Here is a 25,261-nt window from a genome sequence, read left to right as displayed (position 1 = left end):
AAAATCGCGGACGTGGCGAACCAGTACTACGTGCCGGTCGCGATGCACAACGTGTCGTCGCCGGTGGCGACGATGGCGTCGGCGCACGTCGGCACGGCGATTCCGAACTCGCTGGCGGTCGAGTACCACTCCTACGAGCTGGGCTGGTGGGGCGACCTCGTCGAGGAGACGGTCATCGAGGACGGCTACATCGAGATTCCGGAGAAGCCGGGTCTCGGCGTGACGCTGGACATGGACACCGTCGAAGAACACATGGTCGACGGCGAGACGCTGTTCGACGAGGAGTGAACCGACTCGTCGAGCCGGCGAATCTCCGATTCGTCTCGTTCGACGAGGCGTAAACCGACTCGGCGAGCTATTCGTTATTGAGTGTGTTTCGTGGACTCAGGGTTTCTGCCGCGTCGAACGAGAGTTCATTATACAGATATATGGAATTGTACCGTTACAAGCATGTGTAATCTCTATCGTTACTATCCCCCGAGGAGGGCCAGCGTTCGAATTATGTAAATGAGTTCGCTACCTCTCGGTCTGAGTGAGACATCTCGATACTAGCCGACTACGGGTAGGTCCGTAATTCGACACCAACCCCACCGAGACAACCCCCATCATATCAATTTCAAATACTACTAAGAGACAAGTCAAATAGCGACCACAGACTTCCGAACGACTACTATTGTCGAACGTATCTCGTCCACCGTCGAACTGGCAAGACACCCCACAATAGCTCTCAAACGCCTGTTTAAGGCACAAGAAGAGCGATTCGGAGATAGATGTGAGAAAACGGCCCGTTCAGTTCAAACACGGTCTCGTCGGTCCTACGTGTGCCTTTAGGGATAAACAGGGCCGCTATCGGTGCTACTGACTCGGAAAGTGGACTCGAACGTCCGTCAATCTATAATCGCCTGTGAGTGAAGCAAAAACAGGTTATTGAACAATACATTCGAAAGTAATATCGAATTTTTTACTGTTCGAACATCCGGATTGTGGGCGTTCGCGCTCCGGTCGAGTCGGCTTCAGTCGCAGTGGAAGACAGGCAGATTCCTACCACTCGTACGCTTGGTGAACTCGCCGGGCTTCCTCGTTCAACACGGGACCGACGACCTCGGTGACGCCGTCGAGAACTGCGGCCGACCGAACGCCCGGAGTCGACCCGACGAACTCTCCGATTTCGTCGCCGCCGACGCCGTACACGACGCGAGCGAACCCGGCGGTCGCCATTCCGCCGGCACACATGGGACAGGGCTCCGTGCTGGTGTACATCACCATCGCCGCCCGCTCGTCGGCGTCGTACTCCCGGCACGCCCGATAGGCGAGGTGTAACTCGGGATGGCGTCGGATATCGGACTCCGTCACGATGCGGTTCGACTCGCGCATGATGACTTCGTCGTCGCGGACGAGTACGGACCCGAACGGCTCGTCGCCGCGTGCGGCGGACTCCCGGGCGAGTTCGAAACTCTCGCGCATGTGTGTCTCGTGGTCGAAGTCGTCGAACTGTGTCGTCATAGTCGTCTACGACTTCTCACGAGGCCGGGTTAAACCGGACGACATCCGGACAATGTACATAATTTGAATTATCTAGAAAGCGTGGATTTAGTGGATTTTCTCGATTGTTCGGAGTATTTGGCTTCTATGGGAATCGACAGTCGTTGGATTCCTCGACTATGAGCAGTCTTTGAGTTATCTACTCACTTGCGATAATCTGAATAATCTACGACATCCAGATGTGGCGCGTTATTCGAGTTCCGTGGCTCGCGTGATCTGTCATTGCTGTGTGGAGTATCCGCATTCGACGAATAATTTGAATTATGTGTGATGTCCAGACTCCGTTCATAATCTCTCGGGGAAATTTTTCGGCGATAGCGGACGAGTTGCGCAACGCCGATAAGCGATAGCATCTGGATAATTCGGATACTCTGAAGAATTGATCGACTCACCGGGGTTCGGCCTCGGACACCGTGATTCGACGCGGTTGAATCGGTGGCTATGAGGATAGCTCGGATTCTGTGAGTATTACAGATTATCTGACTTATCTAGATAATGGGTCCCGTCTGGGCTACGTACCCTCTCAACCATAGGAACCGTATCTACAGTACCGACGCTATCGAGATACTACGAGATATCCACATAACTCACATAATTAGAAAATTCAGAGAATTCAAATAATCTAAATAATTGGAGTATCTTGGGAAATGTCGTCTGCCTTATCACCCCACCAGAATTCAGAACGTCGTCGTTGCCGAACCGAGTTCTCGTCCCTGCAGAGAGACGCGCGGTCTGAATCGGTACGTCAGTTCTCCGGCGTGGGGAGTCGCACTTCGACCGTCGACCCCCCTTCCTCGCGGTCCGCGATGGAAACCTCGCCGTCGAACTGCGTGACGAACCAGTGGACGGTCCACAGCCCCATCCCGCTCCCGTGTGCCAGCGGGGTCTCTTTCCCGCGTTTCAGAATCTCGCGTTCGGTCCGCGGGATGCCGGGGCCGTTGTCCTCGACCGTGATGGCGACCCGCTCGCCGGAGAGGCGGCGCGACGAGACAGCGACGATAGGACAGTCCTCGTCGTTGTGGACGATGGCGTTCTGTACGAGTTCGTCGAGCGCGAGGAACAGCGAGTGTTCGCCCGCGAGTACGGTCTGTTCGCCCGGTTCGAGTCGAATCTCTACCTCGGGGTATTTCTGCTCGTAGGTCTGCTTGAGGTCGGTGAACACGTCGTCGACGCGAACCGGGCGTCTGTCGGCGCCCTCCTTGACGACGCTCTCGAACCGACGAGCCTTCTCGCCGGTCGACATGAGCCCGTCGGCGTTCTCGATGATTCGGTTCGTCTTCGACACCATCGCCTCCGCCGAGAACCGGCTCGCCGCGTCGACCAACTTGTCGAGCGTCCGCAGTTCCGTGTCGATGCCCCTTGTCGTCTCGCTGATGTTCTCCAGCGTCTCGTGTAACCGTTCGTGGTCGCCGTCGCCCAGCGCCGGGATATCGACCCCGTCGAGGTCCCGACGGAGCTCCCGCGCGTAGCCGCTGACGATGTTGAGGTTGTTCCGGAGATTGTGACGAAGCACGCGGTTCAGCACCATGAGCCGCTCTTCGCGCTCCTTCCTGTCCGAGATATCGCGCACCGCGCCGCGGACGTTCGTCCGGTCGCCCGTCGGCTCGCCGCGGACTTGGACCCACCGCGTTCGCCCCGTCGCCGTTATCACTCGCATCTCGATGTCGAACGGCTCGCCGTCGGTTCGCGCGCCCTCGATAGCCTCGTCGATAATCGCGCGGTCGTCCTCGTGAAAGTGGTCTCTGAGTTCGTCGAGCGTCAGGTTCGTGTCGGGCGGGATATCCGCCAGCCGTTTGGTTCCATCGGTCAACTGGAGGTCGCCGGTCTCGTAGTCGACTTCCCACCCGCCGATATCGGCCAGTTGCTCGGTGCGTTCGAGTCGGTCTCGGCTTCGTTCCAGCTCTTGTCGGTACTCGTAGGTCTCCGTGACGTCTCGGACGATTTTCGTGAAGCCCTTGAGTTCACCGGCGTCGTCGTTCAGCGCGCGGACGGTCACGTGCGCGAGGATGTGCGACCCGTCTTTCCGGACGCGCCACCCCTTCTCCTCGTAACTCCCCTCGGATTCGGCGATTGAGAGCACCGTCTCGGGGGACGTACCGTCGCCGTCGTCTGGGTAGAACACGGATAGATGGCGGCCGATAATCTCGTCGTGCTCGTAACCTTTGATGCGTCTCGCGCCCTCGTTCCACGTCGCTACGAACCCGTCCGCGTCGAGGAGAAATATCGCGTACTCGGTGACTTCCTGAAAGAATTCCCGAAGAATGAGGTCGGCTTCGACGTGTTCGAACAACTCCATCCGCTCGCTTGACATTATTGGTTGAATACCATCCCCACGCGCATAAACTCCCCGGCGGTTCGAGGCGTGTACGGGTGGAAGCGTCGTCGACCAGTCGTCGAGTCACCCGTCAGCGATTCGAGAAACGAGCGTCGTCTCGGCGACGAACGCCAGATACCCCGAAATCGCGAGCGACCCGACGATGGGAACGGCGGGCACGACGACCGACGAGCCGACGAACACCGAGACGCCGACGAGCGCGAGCGTCACAAGTCCAACCGCGAGCAACACGCCGGTACAGCCGCCCGCGGCCCCGCCGATGAGTCGGTCCGAAGGAACCGACCCAACGTGTCGAGGACGAACGCCTGAACGAGACCCCACTGGAGGGCGCAGACCCACGCTCGCGTTCGCGTCGAGGGAGTCGTGGAGCGCGACATATCCGACCGGTCTCGCGGTTGAGGGTGTAGCTGTCGGTCCGGGGGGCGCCCGGAACGACCGGCGTCCAGAAGTATTTAGCCGTCGGCTCCCAGACACGCAGTCGAACTCCCTGTCAGGGTGTACACAGCATGACTCGCCCTCCACTCCGACTCAACCGACGCACGCTCGCCGCGTTCGTGCTCGTCGCCGTCGCGCTCTCTACGGTCCTCTGGACGACGGGGGGCGCGATAGGCGACGCGAGCCCCGCGGTCGACGCGAACGTGACCGAGCGCTACCGCGGCATCGACGCGCTCACCGGGACGCAGACGGTCGAGATTCGAACCAACGACACCGTCAGCTCTCGGACAGTCGCCGACGTGGCGCTCGTCCCGGAAACGGAACGGAAGCGCGTGAACTTCCGGAACGCGGCGAATCGACAGTACGACCGGCAGGTCTCGAACGGGTCGACGCTCTGGCTTCACGACACAGACGCGGACGAGGTGACCGTCATCGAACTGACGGGGCCACCGACCGAGTCGCGGACGGCCGAACGGCTCCAACTGCTCGTCGCGGCCGCGGGGCTGACCGACGGCGACGGTCGCCCGCAGTCCATCGGCGTGTCGCCGCTTCCCGTCGTGCCGCGACACGCCGGTGTCGCGCCGGGTGCGGATGCGAACCGTAGCTACGCGGTCGAGTTCGTCGAGACCGACGCCGTCGGCGGGCGCGAGGCGTACGTCCTCGAAATAGCGCCCGAGACGAACCGGAGCGAGGCGGGCTACCACCAGCGGCTGTGGCTCGACGCAGAGCGGTTCTACCCGCTCCGCAAACAGACGGCGTGGACGACCGACGGGACCCGGCGGTCGGTGACGACGACGTACACGAACGTGACGTTCGACGCGGCCGTGTCGGCGGACGCGTTCCAGCCGGAGATAGACGCGAACACGACCGTCGAGCGACCGAACACGCCGAGCACCGAGTGGTTCCGGAGCAGGGCCGACTTGGAAGCGCGGAGCTCGATTTCGGTCCCCGAGCCGACGGTTCCGCCCGCGTACGAACTGGTCTACGCCACGCGGACCACCGGCCGCATCGACGGGGTCGGCCTCCGCTACGCCGCCGGCGGCCGCGAGCTCACGATGGCGAAGTTCAACTACACTCTCGACATCGACGCCGACGAGCGCGACGCGACGGTTGGCGACCGGCCGGCGACTATCGACTACGGGCCGACCACGTCGCTGTCGTGGAACTGCGACGGCTACGGCCACACCGTCCGCGGGACTGGCGTCGAGACGGACCGACTCATCGAAGTCGGCCGCTCGGTCGGCTGTCCCGCCTGAAAACGCGCGAGTTTCTGGGTCAGAAACTGGCCCCCGTTTTATATGCTATCCCGGCGCGTCGGTCGAACTGCGATGGGCCCCGCCGCACTGACATCGGACTGCCCTCCCGAGCAGTACCGTACTGTGCCCTCTGACAGCACTCCGGCACCCATCGCGGCCATCGCTGACGCGACAGCCCCTCCACAGCATCGCCGTACGTTCCCGCAGTATCGTCGCACTACCCCGAACCACCGTGCTATCCCGACACCCCCACCGAACCCCCGTCCCGAGTCGGTCGCCGCGACCAGCGGGGGTGGAAACCCGTGGGCCTATTAATCCGCCGAGCAGTCATCCGACCACCGTGAGTGAGGATCCGGCGCTGGGTGACGTTCTCGACCTCCTCAGCGACGAGTACGCCCGCGATATCCTCGAAGCGACGAGTACCAGACCAATGTCCGCACAAGAGCTTGCCGACGAGTGTGAGATGTCCAAACCGACGGTCTACCGCCGGGTGGAACGATTACAGGCGTACGGACTCCTCGACGAACAGACCGAGATTCGAACCAGTAACAACCACTACAGCGTCTACACCGCCGCGCTCGCCGAGTTCTCCGTAGCGCTGGACGACGGGTCGTTCGAGTCGTCCCTGACGCGCACCGACGACGAGTCGTTCCCCGGCGAGGGGGAGACAGACACCGCAGACCGCTTCAAACGGATGTGGGAGGACCTCTGAGATGGCGACCCTGTCGGCCGTCCTCGACTGGCTCATCGTCTCGCTCGCCCTCGGGTCGACGCTCGTCGGGAGCTACGTCGGCTATCAGGCCTATCGCGGCTACCGTCGTCACGACAGCCGGGCGATGCGGGCACTCTCCGCGGGCCTGTTCCTCCTCACGGCCGTCGCGTTCGGCGTCGCCTTCGTCGGCTCGGTACTCTTGCGACAGGGCTACATCGGCCTCCAGTACCAACAGCCGCTCACGTTCGTCACGCGGCTGTTCCAGTTCTGTGGCGTCGTGCTCATCGCCTACTCGTTACATTCGCGAGGGTAGTCCGTCCGCGGGCCGTCCCATCGGGCGCTCCCTCCTCACGTTTGCTCGCTCTCCTCGAATTCGCTCACACGAACTCACTCGCCAAATCGACAGTCCCGACTCTCGCCTCACGGGTGCGCGAGCGACCAGAACCCCTTGGGAACGATGGCGAACACCGGGAACAGGAACAACGCGAATAGCCAACTCGTGGACGGGCCGAGCGGGGTGACCAGCACGGTGACGACGCCGACCGCCGTGAGGACGACCGAGGCGACGGCGGCCCCGACGAAGCGCCGGTCGAGCGGCGAAAGGGCCACCGATTCGACCGGCAGGTCGAACGCCTCGACGAACGCCTCGGCGTCCGCGACCGGCCCGAGCGTGCGTTCCGCCTCCTCGTCGCCCCAGCCGACCGTCGCCGCGACGGTTCGCGTGCCGAGATAGCGGTCGGTGGGGCGGGTCGCCACGACCTCGGCGTCGCGGAGGTCGCCGACCGCCGCCACCCACTGTGGCTCGCCGGTCAGGCGGTCGTGAGCGACGAGTCGGTCGCCGAACCGGCGGTAGGTCAGCCACCCGCTCGCGAGGGTGTCCTCGACCACGTCGCCGACGAGCATGAACGCGAGGAGAGCGAGTCCGAACAGGCCGAACCCGACCCAGACAGCGAGCGAGGGAGTCCCCTCGACGACGAACGCGGTCCCCCCGAGCCAGACCATCGCGGCCATGGTGACGTAAAACGGCCCTGTCGTCGTGACCGCACGCCAGACCGCGGCCGCGACGACCGCGCGGCGGTCCACGTCGATTGCGTCCGCCGGTCGGCCATCGGGAACGTCGAGGGAGTCCCGGGCCGCGTCGCCGTCGGGGCCGGAGAGCCAGTCCGTCAGCCGGCCGCCGCCCTGCTCTGCGCGGAACCCGGACCACTCGAAGAGCAGTTTCACGAACACGAACCCCGTGAGCGCGACCGTCGCGCCGCCGAGGACGACGACGAACAGGAAGCACGCGAGGAACATCGCTTGCCGGGCGGGGATTTCGACGAGGGCGTAGGGCGAGCGCTCCGCGTATCGGTCGCCGCGGAGGAACGTGGCCGCCGTCTCACCGATTTGGCCGACGACGAGCGCGGCGACGCTGACGACCGCCTCCGGGCGGGCGAGCACGTCGAGCACCGAGACGACCTCCGAGAGCGGTGCGAGGAGGAAGACGCCGACCCACGCGCCGCCGCTGACGACGGCGGTCGCGAAGGGCACGTTCCGCGGATACACTGGCGGGAGTCGGTCGTGGAGGGTGACGCCCCCGCGCTTGTCCACGAGGTCGCTTTCGGACAGGCTGAGCACGCCGCCGTCGCGGGACGAGGTCGGCGGCCGGCCGGCGAACAGCGCTTTCACGCCCGAAAGCGGGAACAGCAACAGCAGTTCGAGGACGTAGACCGCGAGGAGGGTTTCCGGGTCCCAGTCGAACCACAGCACGCCGGCGAGGGGGAGGAGATTCGCGGAGAGCACCGGGAGGAACCCGAGTCCGGCGGGGAGAGACGAGGACGAGGCGTCGCCGTACCGTGGAGGGGCCATCGAATGCGTCGTTTCGCACATCCGGTGATATAGCTGATGAAACCCGCGCTCGAATCGCCCCGGCGGCGGGCGACTACTCGGGGAGCGACTCGTAGTCTGCGACCGTGAGCGCCTGGCCGAAAAGCATCAGCCCGATTCCGACGAGGCCGGCCGGAATCGAGACGTTGAGCAATAGCGAGAAACTGAGCGCGCCGATGCCGCCCCCGAGCGCTCCCCGCTTTCGGTCGCTCCAGCGTTGGTTTCCGAATCGGAAGAGTCGCTTCCACCCGTCGCGGTGGTGGAGGACGAGCGCGGTGGTCGCCGCGTACAACGGGGCGATTGCCACGGGAAGGAACCCCGGCGTGTTGGTGGCCGAGACGGCCACACCGGCGACGACGAGACCGACGACGAGCGAGACGAGATATCGGAGCGAGGGACGCACGTAAGATAGATAATAATCTGACAGTATCAACGCTTGGTTTTCGGTCGTGGAGGTGCGGTTCCGACCGCCCGCCGTGAGTCAGACCACCTAACTGTTCCGAGCGAAATGTCTCTGTAGCAACAATGCTCACACCCAGCGAGAGGCGGCGAGCGAAAGTGGCGGTGTTGATGGCGGTCAACGCCGTGCCGCTCGTCGGCGTGCTCGCGCTCGACTGGTCGCTCGTGGCGCTGTTGTCTGTCTACTGGGTCGAACTCGGCGCGTGCCTCGTCGGTGCCGCGGTGAAGGCGCTGTTCGCGGAGGGCAAACCGACCTACGACGCGAACGGCTTCTCGTGGCTCGTGTTCGGTGCCCTGTCGGAAAAGCGCGGGCGCATCAATCTGCCCGTCCTGCCGCTATCGATTCAGGTCGCGAACCTCCCAGTCATCTTGGTGACCCTCGCCGTCGGAAGCGTGGGGTGGCTCCTCTTCGGCGCAATCGGAGTCGGCGGCGTCGGAGAGACGACGGGCGCGACGATGACCGACGCGGAATCGCTCTCCGTCGGCTTGGGCGTGCTCGCCGTCGTCGTCGGCCGAGCCGTCGACGTGGGTCGGTACTTGCTCGGCGGAACCTACGCGTCGGTCCCGCCCCAACAGCCGCTTCGGTCGGCGCTCACGTCCATGGCGGGGACCGGTTCGGCGCTCCTCGTCGGCGGGGGGTTCGTCATCGCGGGTGCTCCCGCGCCGTTCGTGCTGGCGTTCGTCCTCGCGGTGAAACTGCTCGCCGACATCGTCGACGTCTACCGCGACCGACTGGAGGCGTTCGACGAGCGCACGTCGGTCGACCTCGGATTCGCTCCCGACACCCCCGAGTGGGAGCGAATCGAGAGCTCGCGGGAGGTGTCCGAAATCGTCCGCCCGAAGCCGTCGGCGGTCGTCGTGGGCGGAGTCGTCCGCGGGCTCCGGTCCCCGCTCGCAGTCGTCGTGGGCGCGGGGCTGACGCTGATTGGCCTGCTCAGCACCGCGACGACCCCTGGCGTCGCGGTCGAACTGCTCGGGGGAGCGGTGGTCGTCGCTGGAGGGTTCACCGCGCTGGGCGTCTTCGACTGGTCGTTCCGGTATCTGGCGATGGAGTTCCGCGTCTGCGACGGGGCCGACGGGGCGTCCGGAGACGGGCGACTCGTCGGCTACGACCGGCTGTTCGGGCCGCAGTGGCGACTCGCCTCTGAGTCGCGCGCCGAACTAGAGCGCGTCCGGAGCGTCACCGACCGACTGTTCGGAACCGAGACGCTCCGACTCGAACGCGATGGCCGCGTCTATCGCCTTCCGCATCTCCCGCCGGACGCGGTCGCCGCCGGCGGTCGGTCGGCGGTCGCGGGCGGTCCGGCAAGCGCGTGAGTCGATTCCAGTTGACTCATCAGCGAACCACCAGCGAATCACCAGCGGACGAACGGGAGGTCGGGCGCGTCGAGCGCGACGAACTCCGAGACGAACTCGCTCGCCGGCGATTCGTAGATTTCGCGGGGCGTGCCGACCTGTTCGACGCGACCCTCGTTCAACACGGCGACGCGGTCGCACATCACCATCGCCTCCTCCTGGTCGTGGGTGACGTAGAGGCCGGTGACGTCCAACTCGGCGAGAAGCGCGCCGATTTCGGTCCGCAGGCGCGCCTTCAGTTGGGCGTCGAGTCCCGTCATCGGCTCGTCCAAGAGGAGGATGTTCGGCTCGATGGCGAGCGCGCGCGCCAGCCCGACGCGCTGTTGTTGGCCGCCGGAGAGCGTCGTCGGGTCGCGGTCGCCCATCTCGCCGATGTCGAGCAGTTCGAGCAGTTCCTCGGCCCGAGTTCGTCGCTCGCGCTTTCCGACGCCCCGCATCCTCAGCCCGAACGCGACGTTCTCGGCGACGGTCATGTTGTCGAACAGGGCGTACTCTTGGAAGACCAACCCGACGTTGCGGTTCTCCGGGGGGACGTTCGTCACGTCCTCGCCGTCGAACCTGACCGTTCCGTCGGTCGGCGTCTCGAAGCCGGCGACGGTTCGTAACGTCGTCGTCTTCCCGCACCCCGAGGGGCCGAGCACGCCCAGAATCTCGCCGTCCGAGACGGTGATCGAAACGCCGTCGAGCGCCGTCGTGCCGCCGTACTCCTTCCGAACCGCGTCTAGTGTCACGTCTGCCATTAGCTACCTCTGGTGTCGAATCCGCGGCGACCGACCCGCTGTAAGAGGAGCGTGACCGCGACGATGATGAAAAAGAACATCGACACGGCGGCCGCCGCTTTGGTGAACGAGCTGTTCGAGATGTGTCGTTGCAAGAAGAGCGCGAGCGGCTGGGTTCCCTTCGCCCAGACGATGTACGAGAAGTTGAACTCCGCGGCCGCGAGCGCCCAACAGATGATGGCCCCCGAGACGATTCCCGAGCGGGCGTTCGGCACGATGACCGTCAGGAACGTCCGCGGCCACGACGCGCCCAGCGAGCGGGCGGACTCCTCCAGTTGTCGGAGCGGCATCGACTCGAACTCGCTTTGCACGGCCATCACCATGAACGGCGCTTTCAGGAGCGAGTAGCCGACGATAAGGCCGAAGCTCGTCGCCGAGAGGTCCGGGTAGGCCCGGAGGAACGCGACGCCCAAGATAACACCCGGAACGAGCGGGAGGACGGAAACGGCGTTGACCCACTCTCTGCCCGGGAACTCGTACCGAGCGACCGCGTACGCGATGGGCACGCCGACGACGAGGTTGATGAGAACGCCGCCGAGCGCCAGCCCGATACTGAACGCCAGTTCCGCGGGGACTAACACCGAAAGCGTCTCGCCGCCGAGCGGGAGACTGAACAGGGGGTCCCATCCCATACTGCGCTGTGAGCCAATCGTGTCAGCGAGCCCCAGCACCGCCCGCCAGTTCTCGAAGGTGACGAACCCCGAGGGGAGGACGCCGGTCCAACTCGCGGCGAACGACGCGACGACGGTGAGAACGATGGGCGCAATGAGGAACGCGACCGTCGAAAACAGGGTCAGCGTCACGGCCGACCGCCCGAACCGACGCGAGAGGGACGGCCTCATATGCCGACCTCCGCGCTCGTGTACCGAAGTCCGAGGACGGTGAACAGGAACGTGAACGCGAAGTAGACGGTCGCCATCGCGCCGGCGACCTGCACGTCGTAGCCGACGCCGAGTTCCCGCGAGAGTTGGAGCGTCCAGACGACGAGCGTCTGGATGACGACGAGCGTCCCGAATATCGCCAGCCCCGTCCGGAACGTGAGAATCAGCGCGCCGGTGATTCCCGGCCGAATCTGCGGGAGCGTGACGTACCGAAACGTCTCGAACGGCGTCGCGCCGAGGGCTTGCGCGGCCTCCTCGGCGGCCGAGTCGACCTCGGCGTACGTCCCGCGGAGGATGAGCGTCGCGCGCGGCACCATCGAGTAGACGAAGGCGACGAACAGCCCCGGGACGCTGACCGCAAAGGCGAGGTCGGTGGGGCGGCTCCCGGTGAGGGCGGCCGCGACCGCGGTGACGACGCCGTTGTTCCCGAACAGCACCAGAATCATGAACGCGGCGACGATACCGGGGAGACTGATGGGGAACGAGACGAGCGTGACGAGGAGGTCCTCGCCGGGCAGGTCGTACTTTTCGAGGGCGTGCGCGATGGGGACGGCGAGCCCGACCGAGACGAGCGTCGTTCCGGTGGTCAGCCACAGAGAGTCGAACGCCACTCGGCGGTAGTAGGGGTCGCCGAACAGCGTCGCGTAGGCGTCGAGGGAGAAGCCGACCGACCGGTACTGGGCCGTCGAGACGCTGATGCGAACGACTTCAGAAAGCGGATACAGCCCCGCGACGAGCAACAGCACCGAAAACGGCGCGCACAGCGCGACGATGCGGCGGTACTCGCGCTCTCGTTCGGTGACGGGGTTCGCGACGGTCTCGACCGCGCCGACGACTCGCGCCGCGAGCGCCCGGAGCGTCGAGAGCGGACTGTTCTCGGCGTGTCGGTCGGACATCCTCAGATGTTCGCGCCGCGCGTTATCTCTCGGATGATGTCCTCCTGCCGGTCGACCAACCGACCGTAGTCGACTTGGAACTCCGTTCGGTCGTACTCGGCCGGGTCGATGAACTCGTCGGGAAGCTCCAGCTCCGAGGAGCGAATCGGCCTGACGTAGGCGTCGAGGAACTGCTGTTGGCCCTCCAGCGAGAGGACGTAGTCCATGAACAGCTTCCCCGCCTCGGGGTTCGGCGCGCCCTCCAAGAGCGCGTAGCCGTACGGCATGTTGAGCGCGCCCTTGTTCCCGTTTTCGCCGCCCAAAAGCGCGACGCCGACGTTCTCCTCCGCGACCTCGTCGTTGTTGTACTTGAGGTCGAGCCCGGAGTAGTCGTACCGGATGAACGTCGCGTACTCGCCGCGGGAGAACTGCGCGAGGAAGTTGTCGGTGAACTCCGCGCCGCCCTCCTGAATCCGCTCGTAGTAGTCGATAACGGGCTGGAGGTCGTCCATACTGCCGCCGCGGGCGTTGTTGACCGACAGCGCCGCCGCGAGCCCGACCGCCGCCTGCGGGGTCTGGAGCGCGAGGTCCTGCATGATTTCGGGCTGGAGCAGGTCCTCCCACGTGGTCGGCTCGTCGAGGCCGCGTTCCTCGTAGATGTCCTTCCGGTAGGTCACGGCCGTCGTCACTCGGCGGGTCGCCGTGACGTGGCCGTCGCCGGTCTTGAGCGAGTCAGGCACCTTGTCCCATCCCTCCGGCTTGTACGCCTGCGTGAAGCCCTCGTTCCGGGCGACGATACCGTAGGTGTAGCCGCCGTTGTACCCGGAGTGGGTCATGTTGTTCGAGTGCGAGCGCATGTGCTGGAGCGCCTCGCCCGACGAGCGGTCGTCGTCGTGGACGGCCACACCGTAGGCGTCCTCGAACGACTGCATCAGTGACGGCCAGTTCATCCACCCGGACTGCACGCAGTAGAAGTACAGCATATCGGGGAACGCGGTGGCCTCGACGTTCGTCTGGAAGTCCTGATAGCCTACCTCGTACGTCTCCGCGTCGCCGCCACCGGAACCCGTCGAGGCGGCGTCACTCTCGGAACTGCTCGTGGTCAGACAGCCGGCGAGACCCGCCACCGCCGCGGCAGAACCCCCGATGAAACTCCGTCTGGTTGATACCATCACTCGGGAAACACGACCGGCCGCTAAAGGGGATTGCTATGAACCTAACGTAGCCGTTTCGACGGTTGGGCGGGCCATATAGCGCTATTTTGGGAACAATAGAGACGGGCGTTCGAGGGCGTAGCGGCGACTACCGGGTGACCACGCCAGTTCGTCCTGACCGTCACGCCGAAGACGTCTCATCGGCGTCGGCGGGCGCCGGTCGGGTGTACCACCACGCCCACGCGACGAGCACGCCCTGAAGCGGCAGGCGGAGCCACAGCGCGGCGTCCGAGGGCTCCCGAAGCGCCGCCGGGACGCCTTCGAGTACGATGTCGCTCGTCGCCATGTAGACGTTCGCGGGGAAGACCGCGACCAACAGCGCGACGAGTCCCCACGCGGCGGCGCGCTGAGTGCGGCGGAAGACGACGCCGACGCCGAGGGCGATTTCGGCGACGCCCGAGACGTAGACGAGCGCGAGCGCCGCCGGGAAGACGGGCGGGACGACCTGCGCGTACGCGTTCGGCACGACGAAGTGCATCACTCCAGCGAGGACGTAGAGTGCGCCCATCACGTACCGGAGCGGCGTCTTGAATCGGCGGAGTCGTTCGTCGGCGAGAGCCATCTCGAATCGACGTTGGCCCGGCGGTCAAAGACGCTGTCGGCGACAGCGACGCAGTAGTCGCGGGCGAGTTCGAAAGTCACTATCTAGACAGTAATGACGTTTGTAATCTGGTAGTTACTGTCTCGAACTGCAGGAGTCGGCAGAGAGGCCCGACCTCGGTGTAGACGGCCCCATTCGGGAGCGTCGAACTCAGAATTCCCACATAGAACGTTAATAACGGCGATACGAGCGTTCGCGAGTGGGTTCCGCTCGGAGACTGGCTCCCCCCGTTCAGCCACAGCACTCAGACACGTCGATATCAGTGCTACACGTGGTTTTGGTGGGGATTCAGAAAACACGGAGCGCCGTCGGGCGAGTCGCCGCCTTCACCCGCGTTCGAGACGGAATTCACGGGGTAAAATCATATCTTAGTTCAGAAACGAAACTCATTACGTTTCTGACTATTAGGTGGAGTCGATGCGACCGCGGACGGTGCGTCCCCGGCTATCAGAGTCTCGCTCGTGCGACCGACCGAAGTGAGAGAGTCGCGTCGCCGGCGCGGAGTACGTCCACGTGACCGACGAGCGCGGCGACGAACCGGCGTATCAGGAGGACCACCCCGAGTGTCTCATCGGCGGCGGCAAGACCGACGACTACGAGCCGAACCCCGGCTACGACTTCTTCGACTCGCCGAGCTACGTCCAGCGGCTGGGCCTCGACGGGCGGCCGACCGCGGTGACCTCCACGAACGGCGGTCGCGCCGTCTCGAACCTAACCGCGGTCGCGAGACACCACCGCCACGTCGTCTACTGGTCGCTGTTCGTCCCGCTACTCTCGGCGGGTCCGGGGAGACGTTGGTCGTCCCCGGCGTCTGTCAGACTATCGCCGACGGGGTCGTCCGAGAGGAGCGACTCGGTCGTCGCTTCCGTTTCCGGTCCCCCCTCGGGCGGCTCTTCGGAGAGCCCCGGTGTCGCGACGAGGGGCCGTTCCGGGTGGAGTAGCCACGGGAAGACCATCCGTCCGAACTCGAACGTCACGACGAACAGCAACGGGGCCAAGAAGATGCCGTACCAGCCGAAAAGCAGTGGACCGACGGTGTACGCGAGCATCACCGCGCCGACGTGGAGGGTCCGCCCGCTGACGTACGGACGGAGCACCTGGTCCGGGATGTAGTCCACGACGACGAACGAGACGAGGAGGAAGACGACGGGGAACCAGAGCGCCTCCGGGTCCAGCCAGAGCGCGCGCCCGAGGAGGTAGGCGGCGACCGGCCAAGTGACGAGTTTGATGCCGATGACCGGAACGAGGCTCGCGATACCGACGAGCAGACCGAGGAAGGCCGCCTGGGGAACCCCGACGCCGGGGGGTGCAAAGAGGTTGAGAAGCGTGTACACCACCGCCGCGAGGACCCCGGTCAACAGCGCGTTCAGGATGTTGCCGAAGTAGACGTTGTGGAGGTCGCTGTCGACCGCCGTGAAGTACGCGTCCAGCACCCCGCCGTCTTCGATGAAGTTGGCGCGCGCCCAGCGGGCGAGGCGATAGTCGTCCCGCAGGAGATAGAAGACGAAGATGAGGACGATGAAGCCGTGAATGCCGGCGTTGAACGCCACTCCAAGCCAAGAGAGCGCGGAGCCGACTACCTCACCGAGAGCCGGTCCGAGCTGGAGGTCCGCGAGTCGGCTCGGGTCCGCGAGAACCTCGTCGACGAACCGCCCCGCCTCGGCGACGAGCGCGGTGAAGTCGAAGTAGGGCTGGAGGAACACCTCGAGGTCGCCGAAGGCGTCCGATTCGAGCAGTTCGTTCAGCGACCCCACCAGAATCGCAAACGCCCAGCCGACCACGAACAGTAGTGGGAGCGCCACCGTCACCAACGTCACGGCGACGGCGACGGTCCGCGACTCGATGCGGCTGTTGATGCGTCTGAACATCGGACGCGTGACGTAGTACACGAACAGGCCGATGACGACGGTTCCGACGAACCGCCAGCCGAGATACAGGAGCTGTACGATGAGGGCGAAGGCGACGAGCCAGAGAGCCACGCGCGCCCGTTCGAGCGAGAGCGACCGGAGCGTCGCCGCGAGTCGCTCCAGCGGTGAGCCGTCCGTCGGTACCGACGCCGCCGAGTCGCTGGTGGGTTCGTCTGGCATGAGTGGGTGGTCGGGCGCGTACCCGCGGAGTACACGTCATACGACGCGAGTTCGACAGATAGCTCTTTCCGCGGCGATGAATCGAGTGTCGTTGGTTCGAGGCGGGGCGGTGTGGGTCGGGGCGGCGAGGACGCGCCGTATCAGCCCGCACGCGGCCGCTCACGGTTGTTCGGAACGTCACCCGTTACAGAAATAAGCATGTAATTGAAAGTGCGCTTTCGAGTACATTTATTCCGTGACACCGGACCGCACCGCTTCGGAAACGACCGGAGGGAGTCGCGGCGGACAGCGCCAACTGACGAGAGAGCGCGGAAGGTGGAGAGACAAACAAATCGAGCGCCGCGGGCGGGTTCAGACACCCGTATCGGGGCGCGTCACCGACGGCGACGACGCGACACCGGCCGTTTGGCACCGTTCCCGACGACGACCATAGACAGACCGGTCACGAGGAGGTTGACGCCGAACAGCAGTCCGAGCGCCCACGCGGCGGTCGCGGGGAACCCGACGAAGAGGAGTCCGGCGAGGACCAGCGAGACTGCACCGCTCGCCGCGGACCAGACCCACCCGCGCTCGCTCCGGAGCGACCACGCGAAGTACAGGAGGACGACGCCCTCGACCGCGAAGCGTGTGTGACGTGAGCGAACCCGGCGACATCGCCCGGGTGACCGTCGACGTCAGGGGGGACGCGTTCGTTCGCCCCGAGGCCGAGATGGACCGCATCATGGCACAGGAGTGACTCGGGGGACCACCGACGGTGACCGTCGTCCTCGAATCGCTCGCAACGCTGTCGGTGTTGGCGCTGGGGACGGCACAGCGGAACATCTCCGCCGCGTTAGTCGTCGTCGCGCAGAACTTCCAAGACCCCGACGTGCTGACCACCCTCCTCGTCGGGGCGCTCGTGATGCTCGCGGCGCTGATGGTCGCGGGCGGCGAACTCGGCAAGCGAACTGCGCGGGAACAGAGCCGACCGGTTCAGAGCGCGGAGTCCGCCAACGACTGAGACGACGACGCCCACCGAGACACACCTCAGTGCGGCGGCCCAGGAGCGTCCACTGCGTCGCGGTATCTCCCGCCGCCCTCGCGTCGCTCGTCCCCCGACGCCGAGCACACGTCCCGGGTGATTCCGATAACTGAAGTCCGTCTAACACGCCGGGACCGTCACCGACGGAGTCATCTCAAACCCGACCATAGACACTAAGTAATATTGAACATATAATACACGATTAACTGTGGCACTCGTGATTACCGATGTCGCGGTGTTCGCGCACTGCGGGCCCGAACCGGCGATTGTGTTACGCTTCTGAGTGAATGAAAAACAGGACTCTGCGGTGGAGACGTTCCGCACCTTTCAGTCTCGATTAGACTTCGGTTTCGCGATTCACTCTGCGCCGTTCCCGATTAACGCGACTGAACATCGCCGGCGTGCATTCGAACAGTCGTGTACTTCGAGTCGACCGGTTCGCGGATTCGCGGGTGGAATCTCGAGGGTACCCTGCCGAGAATAATACGTGATATGAACAATACTATTGCGTTCAACGTCCGATTGAATATCTTCTTAGTACGATTGGGTAGTGCTGAGATATCGAGACGTACCCAGGCACTCGTGGTCGGAGTACATCCCCCCGGGGGACGGCGATGTTCCCATCGTTCCCGTTACCCTGTAGTTCAATCCCTTCATATCCGATTACTGCGTTACCGCTACGGAGTGTCAGAATGTCATAACACGGCTAGCTGTGTCATAATTGCGACTCGCTTTCGCCCTCTCACGCCCTATACTCGGAGTATCAGAACCCCTCGCCGTTCTTGTGGAGACGCGCTCGCCCGGACGCGTCGGCACCGACGGCGTAGTCGCCCGTCGATTGGCGGGTGGTTCGGAGCACAACTGCTTTCCACGACGAAGGTGAACACGTCCAGTATGCGAACTGGTGTCATCATCGCCGGGGGATACTCGACGCGGTTCGGCGAGGAGGACAAGGCGGTCGCCTCGCTGGCGGGGACTCCTCTCGTTCGCCGCGTCGCCGATCGGATGTCCGGCGTCATCGACGCCCTCGTCGTCAACTGCCGACCGGAACAGACGGATGCACTCCGGGCCGCGCTCGACGGCTACGACCGCCCGATGACGATTGCGGAAGACACGGACCGCGACGAGGGGCCGATGGCTGGAATCATGACGGGCCTGCGGGCCGCGGAGACGGAGTACGCGTTCGTCGCCGCCTGCGACATGCCCTTTCTCGACCCCGCGCTCGTCGACCGACTGTTCGAGCGGGCGGGCGGCCGCGACGCCGCCGTGCCGCGGGTCGGTGACGGCTGGTTCCAACCGACCCACGCGGTGTACCGGGCCTCGGCGATGGCCGACGCTTGCGAGGCCGCGCTGGCCGAGGGAAGCCACAAAATCATCGACCCGCTGTTCACGCTCGACTACGTCGTCGTCGATGAAGACGAGGTGCGCGAGTACGCGAGTCTCGACACCTTCGAGAACATCAACACCCCCGAAGAGTTCGCCCGCGCGGCGGAGCAGTTGGGCTAGCGCTCCACGACGGCCACGACGGGCTCTGAAGCCGTCAACCGCGTCAGGGCGACGCGCGGAACGTCGGACCGAGCGAGAACCTCCGAAGCGATTTCGCGCGCGACCGCTTCGAGCGCGGAGTCGTCGACCTTGTTCAGCACGGGGACCGCTGTCGCGCCGTCGGGGACGTCCGCGAGGCCGCCGCGCTCGCTCGTGAGCACGGTCGCAATGTCGGACGGGCGAATCGTGTCGCCGAGGTCGAGGCCGGTGAGGTCGGCGACTCGTTCCGGCCGGTGGACGGCGTCGTCAGTGAGCGGCTCGCCGACCGCGTGGACGCTAGCGATGGGGAGGACGGTGTCGGCGGTCGCCGGGAGCTGTGGTTCGCGGTCGCCCGGGGCCTTGAACTCGCGCATCCGCGCGCCGTCGGCCTTCACTAACACGGCGTCGGCAACGTCCGAATCCCCGATGGCGTCGACCACGTCGGGGTCGTACCCCCGGTAGCGGTCGTCGCGGTCGCGGTCGGGGACGACGCCCACCGGCCAGTCGGTCGCCCGTTCGAGCGCGGCGACCGGAGCGTCGGTTACGACCACGTCGGCGACGTGCTGGTCGAAGATGGGAATGCGGACCGTCGCCGTCACGACGGCGCGGTCGAGTCGCCGCGCCAGCGCGTACAGCGTGGACTTTTTGCCTCCCGCGCCGACGACGCAGACCACGCCGCTTCGAGCGCAGAGGGCATCGGCGAGCGTCATGTTCGTTCCACGGGGTGTGCGCGGTTCGTCGTCCAGGCGTTCGTGCGGTGTTCAATCATCGAGGGTGTCGAAGTCATCGGTGAGTTCAGTAAGGTCGAGACGGTCGATAGTCCGGGTCGTCGGCACGCCGTTTTCGTTCCAGCCGCGGCGGCGGTAGTACGCGTCGAGCATCGAGTCGAAGCCGTCGCGGTCGACGGCGGCACCAGCGCGCGGCCCCGTCTCGAGCGGCTCTCGGAGCGCGGCCGGGAGCGAATCGTCCTCGCGCGAGATGCCTTCGCGGACGTTGAACAGCCGCGTCAGGTTCCAAATCCGCTCGCCGACTGTCGCGAGTCCTCCTGCGGGGTCGAGGCCGACCGATTCGAGCCACGCTCGCCCGAGGTCGTCGAGCGCGTCGCCGAAAAAGTCGTCGGCGACGAGGCTCCAGAGCACCGACCGCCGGTCCTGTTCGCGGATGACCTCCGCCGCGGTCCGGTCGGCTCCCCAGCCCCCGTCGAACGCCTCGCGTTCGATGGGTCGCGCCCGTCGGTGGCACGCACCCCGGTCGCTGGTCGCGTAGGCGAGTGCCATACTCTGCGCGCCGCGCGGGTCGTAGGCCGGTAGCTCCATCGACTTCACCGTGGGAACGAGGTCCCGTCCGCCGAACCGCGTCGCCGCCGCCTCGACCCCGTCCGCGAGCGCGTCGCCGAGGGCTGACTCGCGCTCCGCAATCTCTCCTAAGAGGGCCCGTGCCCCGTCGGCGTCGCCGAACGACAGTGGGCGGTCGAGGACGCCGACGGCGTTGGCCTTGACCGTCCACGCGACCGCATTACCGGCGCTGATGAGGTCCATTCCGAGCCGGTCGCAGGTCTGTCCCAGTTCGGCGACGGCGTCGAAGTCGTGGATGTCGAGGCCGGCTCCGAGCGTCATCGCGGTCGCGCCGCGTGGGACGTGGTCTCCGTCGTCAGTCGCCACGCGAAACCCACCCGGTTCTGTCGTGTCATCGTGTTCGCGGCCGACCGCCCGGTTTTCGACTGTCGTGATGCCTAACTCGTCCGCCGCTTCGAACTGTCCGTCACTCCAGCCTCGCGTCGAGAGCGCACCGATTTCGTTCGCGAAATCGATGGTTTCGACGGTTCCACTGGTCCGGAGCCACCGCCCCGTGGCTGTCTCTCGGTACTTTTCGGCGTAGGCCTCCCGCAGGTCGTCCAACCCGTCCGGAGGGTCTCCCCGCGCGACGATTGCCTTCAGCCGCTTCGAACCCATGACCGCTCCCGCACCACCTCGACCCGCGTGGTGCTCGCCGGCGTCGGAGGCGATAGTGGCGTAGGCGACCTGCCGTTCGCCCGCGGGGCCGATACACGCGACCGACGCGTCGGGGAACGCTCCCGCCGTTTCGACCGTGTCGGCCCCCCACGTCTCGGACGGCGTAATCGTCGCGTCCCCGTCTTCGATGACGAGGTGGACGGGCTCGGACGCGACGCCCGTCACGAGCAGGCCCATGTGCGACCCGAGCGCACCGGCCAGCGAATCGGGAAACTCGCCGCCCGCATACGAGTCGAGGAAACACCCCGTCAGCGGGGATTTCGTGATGGCGGCGTATCTCGATTCCTCCGGGAGATACCCCGAAAGCGGGCCGAGCATGAACAGCATCGCGTTCTCCTCGCCGAGCGGGTCGACGCCGGCGTCGAGTTCGTCGTAGAGATAGCGGGCACCCAGCCCTTTCCCGCCGACGTATCGCCGTCGCCACTCGGCCGGAATCGGCCGACTCTCGACCGAGCCGGAAGACAGGTCGACCGCGAGGAGTCGTTCGGGGACGGAGGGTGCCATCTGGTCGTTCGTCAGTACCGGCGACCAAAAAGATGATGCCAATCGTTTCGCCCGAACGGGCGAGTTCGCGAGCGCGACCGGCGCGAACCGCCGCGAAGCTCGACCTATCAGTAATGGAAAATGACGTGTTTTCGAACCGAGGGCCGCGGCGTGAGGGTTCGACACCCAGTTTGCGCGGGGTGGCCCAGCATTGATTACAGCCCCCCGCGAGGCGTCACACACTATCGATATGTCCACAGCCGAAATACCGATTACGGTCGTTAGCGGTCCACTCGGCGCGGGTAAAACGACGTTGGTCAATCGACTCCTGGACGACCCCGGCGGGAGGGAGATAGCCGTCGTCGTCAACGACATGGGCGAACTGAACGTCGACGCGGAGTTAGTCGCCTCCGAGTCGGACGACGGGGTAATCGACCTCTCGAACGGCTGTATCTGCTGTCGGCTACAGGACGACCTCGTGACCGAGGTGACGCGGCTGGCGGAGACCCGTTCGTTCGACTATCTTCTCGTCGAAGCCTCTGGCATCAGCGAACCGCTCCCGATTGCACGCACGCTGACGGGGGAGTCGAACGAGGGTAATCTGCCGGAACGACTCCGGTTGGACACCACGGTCTCGGTCATCGACGCCTACGGGTTTTGGAAGGCGTTCGACCCGGCGGAATCGCTTCCGGACGCCGCCCCCGACCCGGAACGACCGCTGACGGACGTGCTCGTCGAGCAGGTCGAGTTCTGTGACGTGCTGTTGCTGAACAAGTGCGACATGGTTCCCGGCGATGCGCTGGACGCCGTCGAAGCCGAGATTCGGGAACTCCAGCCGCGCGCGAGCCTCCACCGGACGACGTACAGCGAAGTCGACCCGACGCGGGTTCTCGATACGGGGCGCTTCGATTTCGAGGCGGCGAAACGCCACCAAGGCTGGAAACGGGCGCTCACGAGCGACGGAGCCGAGGCGAACCACGGCCACGGCCACGACCACGGAAACGAGCATGCACACGACGGGGGCGTCTCGGCCGCGACGGCTCACGGTGTCGAGTCCTTCGTCTACCGTCGAGACCGCCCGTTCCACCCGAACCGACTCGACGCGTGGCTCGACGACTGGCGGGGGAACGTCGTCCGCGCGAAGGGGTTCGCGTGGGTCGCGAGTCGTCCCGAGGCGGTTCTCGGCGTGAGTCAGGCGGGACCGTCGGTACAGGCCGGCCCCATCGGTCGGTGGGAAGACGACGACCCCGCGACGCGACTCGTGTTCATCGGCCGCGACCTCGACGAGGCGGCACTGTGCGGAGAACTCGACGACTGTCTGGCGACGACGGACGAGCGGGCGGCGGCGTATCCCGACGACCCGTTTCCCCGTGAATCCCCTTGATTAGGTCGCGTCGAAGTCGACTTCGTCTCGGAGTTCGTCCCACGACTCGTGGAAGCCGTAGGTCGACTCCGACTCACCGCCGACTGCCGTCTGGTACGTCTCGTCGTACTCCAACAGCTGGGTCCAGCCATCGTGGTACCGGTAGCTACAGTACTGGCACATAGACCGGAATAGCGGGGTGACCGTCAAAGGCGTATCGGTGAAAATCAGAGCGGGAAGCGACGGTTACCGTTAGGGTTCCAGCAGGACCTTCGTGACGCCCTCCTCGCGGTTGTCGAACTTCTCGTACATCTCGGGCGCGTCTTCGAGGTCGACGCGGTGGGAGACGACCCAGCTCGGGTCGGCGCGGCCCTCGATTATCATGTCGCGGATCTGTCTGTTGTACTCCTTGACGTTACACTGGCCGGTGCCGAGTGCCTGCCCTTTCTCGAAGAGCAGGCCGAAGTCGATGCCGAGGCGGCCCTGCGCGGCCATCTCGTCGGGAGCGCCGGGGTCGTCGGGGACGTAGAGACCGGGAATCCCGAGTTCTCCGGTCGGCCGGACCGTCCGAATGAGGTTGTTGATGACGACGGCCGGGTTCTCGCGGGCGGGGTCGTACGCGCTGTCGGCTTCCTTGTCCGGGTCGATGGCCTGATAGCCCACCGCGTCGACGCCCTTGTCGACACCGCCGCCGTGAAGCTCCTTAATCTGTTCGACGGGGTCGCCCTCCTCGAAGTTGATGGGCGTGGCGTCACAGTGTTCCTCGGCGAGCGCGAGGCGACTGGGCACGCGGTCGACGACGTAAATCTCGGCCGCACCCTTGAGTTTGGCGCTGTAGGCGGCCATCAGGCCGACCGGACCGGCACCGTAAATCGCCACAGAATCGCCCGCTTCGAGGTTGGCGAGCTCCGTACCGTGCCACCCCGTCGGGAAGATGTCCGCGAGGAGCGCGAACGAGTCCTCGTGCTCCCGCCCGTCCGGGAGCTTGAGCGCGTTGAAATCGGCGTACGGAATGCGGAGCTTCTCGGCCTGCCCTCCCTGATAGGGGCCCATGGCGACGTATCCGTACGCTCCCCCGGCGAACCCCGGATTGACGTTCGTACAGAACCCGGTGTAGCCGTTCTCACAGTTCTCACAGAAGCCGCAGGCGACGTTGAACGGGGCGACGACGCGGTCGCCGACTTCGAGGCCGCTGACGGCCTCGCCGGCTTCCTCGACGATACCCATGTTCTCGTGGCCGAACACGATTCCGGGTTCCGCGGCCGTCCGACCCTCGTACATGTGTAGGTCGGACCCGCAGATGCAGGTCGTCGTGATGTCGATGACGACGTCGTTCGGGTGTTGAATCTGGGGCTCTTCGACTGCTTCGACCGCGACCTCTCGTTCGCCTTTGTAGACGACTGCGTTCATTGACATCGTTCTGACTCCGCTCGCTCTCTGCGAACGGATGGCATATATAGCTCCGGTGCGAGCGCGTTTCGCGGATTCTGATACGTCGTTGGTTTAAGTAGTCCCAGTGTTCCGTTTTCAAATTGTCAGTTCGATTGTGATCTGTGTTCGAGGGGCGAGTAAGTGAAGCGTACAAGCCGAGAGATAACCACAAACTGACTGGGTTCTCACACATCGTGCGATGCGTCTCGTCCCGGACGTGGATTTAATACGGGCCGTTCAAAACTGCCGGCCATGAAGCGCACCATTAGTACTTCGGACGCACCGGCGGCCGTTGGCGCGTACAGTCAGGCGACGACGAACGGCGACCTCATCCTCACCGCGGGCCAACTGCCGCTCACGCCCGACGGGGAGCTACTCGACGACGCCCCGGTCGGCGACCAGACGACGCAGTGTCTCGAAAACGTGGAAGCGATTCTCGTCTCGGAAGGCGGCTCCCTCGACGACGTGCTCAAAACGACCGTCTTCCTCGACGACATCGACGATTTCGAGGAGTTCAACGAGGCGTACAGCGAGTTCTTCGACGAGGAGCCGCCGGCGCGTAGCGCGGTCGAGGTCGGAAACGTGCCGAAAGGCGCCGCCATAGAAATCGAAGCGGTCGCGGTGACCAAGTAGGGTCGGCGGTTTCGAGCGGACGCAACTGCGCCCGACCCGCGTGAGGGTTTTTGACGGCACTCACCGACGAGAACGCGTGTCCGAGCGCCCGGTGTCGGCACGTGCGACTACTTCAACCGCATGTTCTCGGCTCGCTCCGCCGCGAGGTCGGTGATTTCGTCGACGTCGCTATCGGAGCGGTCTGCGAGAACCCGAACCAGCATCCCGAGTTGGACGGCCGCCGTCTCGCGCAACTCCGACGCCTCTTCGGTGTCGTTGGCGAAGTAGTACTCGTGCCGACCGTCGTCGTGGACGAGTCCGGTGTACACGGACTGGACGTCGTCTTCGCGAGTCGCGTCGGCCGCCTTTGCTCGAACGTCGTCGAACCGTGGGTTCGTCATCATCACGGTAGACGAC

Annotated in this window: 25 protein-coding genes and 1 pseudogene; 10 read left to right on the top strand and 16 right to left on the bottom strand. The window is 65.0% G+C overall.

From position 1 onward, the window contains the following. Nucleotides 1-288, top strand: a 288-nt coding sequence (locus C438_RS07095) for an enolase C-terminal domain-like protein (RefSeq protein WP_004968660.1), incomplete at its 5' end; no start/stop codon positions are given. Nucleotides 289-1,041: 753 nt separating this feature from the next. Here C438_RS07095 and C438_RS07090 read toward each other — a convergent pair. The 3 genes from C438_RS07090 to C438_RS19500 all read right to left on the bottom strand — a co-directional run bounded on the left by C438_RS07090 (nt 1,042) and on the right by C438_RS19500 (nt 4,198). After that, nucleotides 1,042-1,503: a nucleoside deaminase gene (locus C438_RS07090; protein WP_004968659.1), complete on the bottom strand. Its 462-nt coding sequence runs from the start codon at nt 1,501-1,503 to the stop codon at nt 1,042-1,044. Nucleotides 1,504-2,287: 784 nt separating this feature from the next. Further along, nucleotides 2,288-3,853, bottom strand: a complete 1,566-nt coding sequence (locus C438_RS07085) for a PAS domain-containing sensor histidine kinase (RefSeq protein ID WP_049917831.1) — start codon at nt 3,851-3,853, stop codon at nt 2,288-2,290. Nucleotides 3,854-3,940: 87 nt separating this feature from the next. Next, complete coding sequence (locus C438_RS19500; protein WP_160166863.1) at nt 3,941-4,198, bottom strand: hypothetical protein; 258 nt, start codon at nt 4,196-4,198, stop codon at nt 3,941-3,943. A 185-nt stretch (nt 4,199-4,383) separates the two neighbouring features. Here C438_RS19500 and C438_RS07080 point away from each other — a divergent pair, with 185 nt between their 5' ends. The 3 genes from C438_RS07080 to C438_RS07070 all read left to right on the top strand — a co-directional run bounded on the left by C438_RS07080 (nt 4,384) and on the right by C438_RS07070 (nt 6,593). Continuing rightward, entirely contained in the window at nt 4,384-5,568 is a 1,185-nt protein-coding gene (locus C438_RS07080; RefSeq protein WP_049917829.1) for a LolA family protein, read from the top strand. A 340-nt stretch (nt 5,569-5,908) separates the two neighbouring features. Next, on the top strand, nt 5,909-6,280 hold the full coding sequence (locus C438_RS07075) for an ArsR/SmtB family transcription factor (protein WP_004968656.1): 372 nt from the start codon (nt 5,909-5,911) through the stop codon (nt 6,278-6,280). A gap of 1 nt (nt 6,281) precedes the next feature. Then, the gene (locus C438_RS07070) at nt 6,282-6,593 is read left to right on the top strand and encodes a DUF7521 family protein (protein WP_004968655.1); all 312 of its coding nucleotides are present in this window, start codon (nt 6,282-6,284) and stop codon (nt 6,591-6,593) included. A gap of 107 nt (nt 6,594-6,700) precedes the next feature. Here the strand turns inward: C438_RS07070 and C438_RS07065 are convergent, their stop codons facing one another. Next, nucleotides 6,701-8,128 carry a DUF6498-containing protein gene (locus tag C438_RS07065; RefSeq protein WP_004968654.1) on the bottom strand — a complete coding sequence of 476 codons (1,428 nt, stop codon included), beginning with the start codon at nt 8,126-8,128 and terminating at the stop codon, nt 6,701-6,703. 73 nt (nt 8,129-8,201) lie between these two features. Further along, a complete protein-coding gene (locus tag C438_RS07060) occupies nt 8,202-8,549 on the bottom strand; it encodes a hypothetical protein (protein ID WP_004968653.1) in 348 nt (115 codons plus the stop codon). A 122-nt stretch (nt 8,550-8,671) separates the two neighbouring features. Between C438_RS07060 and C438_RS07055 the strand changes: the two genes are divergently transcribed. Next, nucleotides 8,672-9,922, top strand: coding sequence for a DUF6498-containing protein (locus C438_RS07055; RefSeq protein ID WP_239640663.1), 1,251 nt, complete (start codon nt 8,672-8,674; stop codon nt 9,920-9,922). A 38-nt stretch (nt 9,923-9,960) separates the two neighbouring features. Here C438_RS07055 and C438_RS07050 read toward each other — a convergent pair whose 3' ends face one another. From C438_RS07050 to C438_RS07030, 5 genes are all read right to left on the bottom strand, one after another. Beyond that, on the bottom strand, nt 9,961-10,701 hold the full coding sequence (locus C438_RS07050; protein ID WP_004968651.1) for an ABC transporter ATP-binding protein: 741 nt from the start codon (nt 10,699-10,701) through the stop codon (nt 9,961-9,963). After that, the gene (locus C438_RS07045; protein WP_004968650.1) at nt 10,701-11,582 is read right to left on the bottom strand and encodes an ABC transporter permease; all 882 of its coding nucleotides are present in this window, start codon (nt 11,580-11,582) and stop codon (nt 10,701-10,703) included. Before C438_RS07045 ends, C438_RS07050 begins: the two co-directional genes overlap by 1 nt. Further along, the gene (locus C438_RS07040) at nt 11,579-12,517 is read right to left on the bottom strand and encodes an ABC transporter permease (protein WP_004968649.1); all 939 of its coding nucleotides are present in this window, start codon (nt 12,515-12,517) and stop codon (nt 11,579-11,581) included. The genes C438_RS07045 and C438_RS07040 overlap by 4 nt, the downstream gene beginning before the upstream one ends. Before the next feature lie 2 nt (nt 12,518-12,519). Continuing rightward, nucleotides 12,520-13,623: an extracellular solute-binding protein gene (locus tag C438_RS07035; protein WP_004968647.1), complete on the bottom strand. Its 1,104-nt coding sequence runs from the start codon at nt 13,621-13,623 to the stop codon at nt 12,520-12,522. 208 nt (nt 13,624-13,831) lie between these two features. Next, nucleotides 13,832-14,272, bottom strand: a complete 441-nt coding sequence (locus C438_RS07030) for a DoxX family protein (RefSeq protein WP_004968644.1) — start codon at nt 14,270-14,272, stop codon at nt 13,832-13,834. 534 nt (nt 14,273-14,806) lie between these two features. On the opposite strand from C438_RS07030, the pseudogene C438_RS20170 reads away from it, so the two are divergent. After that, a pseudogene (locus C438_RS20170) lies at nt 14,807-15,025 on the top strand (2-phosphosulfolactate phosphatase); the annotation flags it as partial. Between the two features lie 32 nt (nt 15,026-15,057). Here the strand turns inward: C438_RS20170 and C438_RS07025 are convergent. Beyond that, entirely contained in the window at nt 15,058-16,398 is a 1,341-nt protein-coding gene (locus C438_RS07025; RefSeq protein ID WP_004968643.1) for an AI-2E family transporter, read from the bottom strand. A gap of 754 nt (nt 16,399-17,152) precedes the next feature. On the opposite strand from C438_RS07025, the gene C438_RS07020 reads away from it, so the two are divergent. Then, nucleotides 17,153-17,398, top strand: a complete 246-nt coding sequence (locus tag C438_RS07020) for a hypothetical protein (protein WP_004968642.1) — start codon at nt 17,153-17,155, stop codon at nt 17,396-17,398. Nucleotides 17,399-18,313: 915 nt separating this feature from the next. Next, the gene (locus C438_RS07015; protein ID WP_004968641.1) at nt 18,314-18,925 is read left to right on the top strand and encodes a molybdenum cofactor guanylyltransferase; all 612 of its coding nucleotides are present in this window, start codon (nt 18,314-18,316) and stop codon (nt 18,923-18,925) included. On the opposite strand, the gene yqeC is transcribed toward C438_RS07015, so the two are convergent. Together yqeC and C438_RS07005 are read right to left on the bottom strand one after the other, a co-directional pair. Beyond that, entirely contained in the window at nt 18,922-19,653 is a 732-nt protein-coding gene (gene yqeC / locus C438_RS07010) for a selenium cofactor biosynthesis protein YqeC (RefSeq protein ID WP_004968640.1), read from the bottom strand. The genes C438_RS07015 and yqeC overlap by 4 nt on opposite strands. Nucleotides 19,654-19,704: 51 nt before the next feature. Next, a complete protein-coding gene (locus tag C438_RS07005) occupies nt 19,705-21,459 on the bottom strand; it encodes an aldehyde ferredoxin oxidoreductase family protein (RefSeq protein WP_004968639.1) in 1,755 nt (584 codons plus the stop codon). 229 nt (nt 21,460-21,688) lie between these two features. Here C438_RS07005 and C438_RS07000 point away from each other — a divergent pair, with 229 nt between their 5' ends. Beyond that, the gene (locus tag C438_RS07000) at nt 21,689-22,822 is read left to right on the top strand and encodes a CobW family GTP-binding protein (RefSeq protein ID WP_049917826.1); all 1,134 of its coding nucleotides are present in this window, start codon (nt 21,689-21,691) and stop codon (nt 22,820-22,822) included. Here C438_RS07000 and C438_RS19655 read toward each other — a convergent pair whose 3' ends face one another. Then, a complete protein-coding gene (locus C438_RS19655; RefSeq protein ID WP_167321095.1) occupies nt 22,823-22,984 on the bottom strand; it encodes a hypothetical protein in 162 nt (53 codons plus the stop codon). Nucleotides 22,985-23,053: 69 nt separating this feature from the next. Beyond that, nucleotides 23,054-24,211: a glutathione-independent formaldehyde dehydrogenase gene (locus C438_RS06995; RefSeq protein WP_004968636.1), complete on the bottom strand. Its 1,158-nt coding sequence runs from the start codon at nt 24,209-24,211 to the stop codon at nt 23,054-23,056. A gap of 273 nt (nt 24,212-24,484) precedes the next feature. On the opposite strand from C438_RS06995, the gene C438_RS06990 reads away from it, so the two are divergent. Continuing rightward, nucleotides 24,485-24,865, top strand: coding sequence for a Rid family detoxifying hydrolase (locus C438_RS06990; protein ID WP_004968635.1), 381 nt, complete (start codon nt 24,485-24,487; stop codon nt 24,863-24,865). Between the two features lie 107 nt (nt 24,866-24,972). Here C438_RS06990 and C438_RS06985 read toward each other — a convergent pair whose 3' ends face one another. Beyond that, complete coding sequence (locus C438_RS06985) at nt 24,973-25,248, bottom strand: hypothetical protein (protein ID WP_004968634.1); 276 nt, start codon at nt 25,246-25,248, stop codon at nt 24,973-24,975. Nucleotides 25,249-25,261: the final 13 nt, after the last annotated feature.

The sequence above is a fragment of the Haloferax denitrificans ATCC 35960 genome (assembly GCF_000337795.1).
GTDB classification, from domain to species: domain Archaea; phylum Halobacteriota; class Halobacteria; order Halobacteriales; family Haloferacaceae; genus Haloferax; species Haloferax denitrificans.
The sequence above is the reverse complement of the archived record's forward strand: the minus strand, read 5'-3'. Positions and strand labels throughout refer to the sequence as shown.

Bases quoted from the DNA above. Each gene is read 5' to 3' on its own strand.
- C438_RS07090 (WP_004968659.1), bottom strand. From the start codon at position 1,503: ATGACGACACAGTTCGACGACTTCGACCACGAGACACACATGCGCGAG.
- C438_RS07085 (WP_049917831.1), bottom strand. From the start codon at position 3,853: ATGTCAAGCGAGCGGATGGAGTTGTTCGAACACGTCGAAGCCGACCTC.
- C438_RS07080 (WP_049917829.1), top strand. From the start codon at position 4,384: ATGACTCGCCCTCCACTCCGACTCAACCGACGCACGCTCGCCGCGTTC.
- C438_RS07070 (WP_004968655.1), top strand. From the start codon at position 6,282: ATGGCGACCCTGTCGGCCGTCCTCGACTGGCTCATCGTCTCGCTCGCC.
- C438_RS07065 (WP_004968654.1), bottom strand. From the start codon at position 8,128: ATGGCCCCTCCACGGTACGGCGACGCCTCGTCCTCGTCTCTCCCCGCC.
- C438_RS07055 (WP_239640663.1), top strand. From the start codon at position 8,672: ATGCTCACACCCAGCGAGAGGCGGCGAGCGAAAGTGGCGGTGTTGATG.
- C438_RS07050 (WP_004968651.1), bottom strand. From the start codon at position 10,701: ATGGCAGACGTGACACTAGACGCGGTTCGGAAGGAGTACGGCGGCACG.
- C438_RS07045 (WP_004968650.1), bottom strand. From the start codon at position 11,582: ATGAGGCCGTCCCTCTCGCGTCGGTTCGGGCGGTCGGCCGTGACGCTG.
- C438_RS07040 (WP_004968649.1), bottom strand. From the start codon at position 12,517: ATGTCCGACCGACACGCCGAGAACAGTCCGCTCTCGACGCTCCGGGCG.
- C438_RS07030 (WP_004968644.1), bottom strand. From the start codon at position 14,272: ATGGCTCTCGCCGACGAACGACTCCGCCGATTCAAGACGCCGCTCCGG.
- C438_RS07025 (WP_004968643.1), bottom strand. From the start codon at position 16,398: ATGCCAGACGAACCCACCAGCGACTCGGCGGCGTCGGTACCGACGGAC.
- C438_RS07015 (WP_004968641.1), top strand. From the start codon at position 18,314: ATGCGAACTGGTGTCATCATCGCCGGGGGATACTCGACGCGGTTCGGC.
- yqeC (WP_004968640.1), bottom strand. From the start codon at position 19,653: ATGACGCTCGCCGATGCCCTCTGCGCTCGAAGCGGCGTGGTCTGCGTC.
- C438_RS07005 (WP_004968639.1), bottom strand. From the start codon at position 21,459: ATGGCACCCTCCGTCCCCGAACGACTCCTCGCGGTCGACCTGTCTTCC.
- C438_RS07000 (WP_049917826.1), top strand. From the start codon at position 21,689: ATGTCCACAGCCGAAATACCGATTACGGTCGTTAGCGGTCCACTCGGC.
- C438_RS19655 (WP_167321095.1), bottom strand. From the start codon at position 22,984: ATGTGCCAGTACTGTAGCTACCGGTACCACGATGGCTGGACCCAGCTG.
- C438_RS06995 (WP_004968636.1), bottom strand. From the start codon at position 24,211: ATGAACGCAGTCGTCTACAAAGGCGAACGAGAGGTCGCGGTCGAAGCA.
- C438_RS06990 (WP_004968635.1), top strand. From the start codon at position 24,485: ATGAAGCGCACCATTAGTACTTCGGACGCACCGGCGGCCGTTGGCGCG.
- C438_RS06985 (WP_004968634.1), bottom strand. From the start codon at position 25,248: ATGATGACGAACCCACGGTTCGACGACGTTCGAGCAAAGGCGGCCGAC.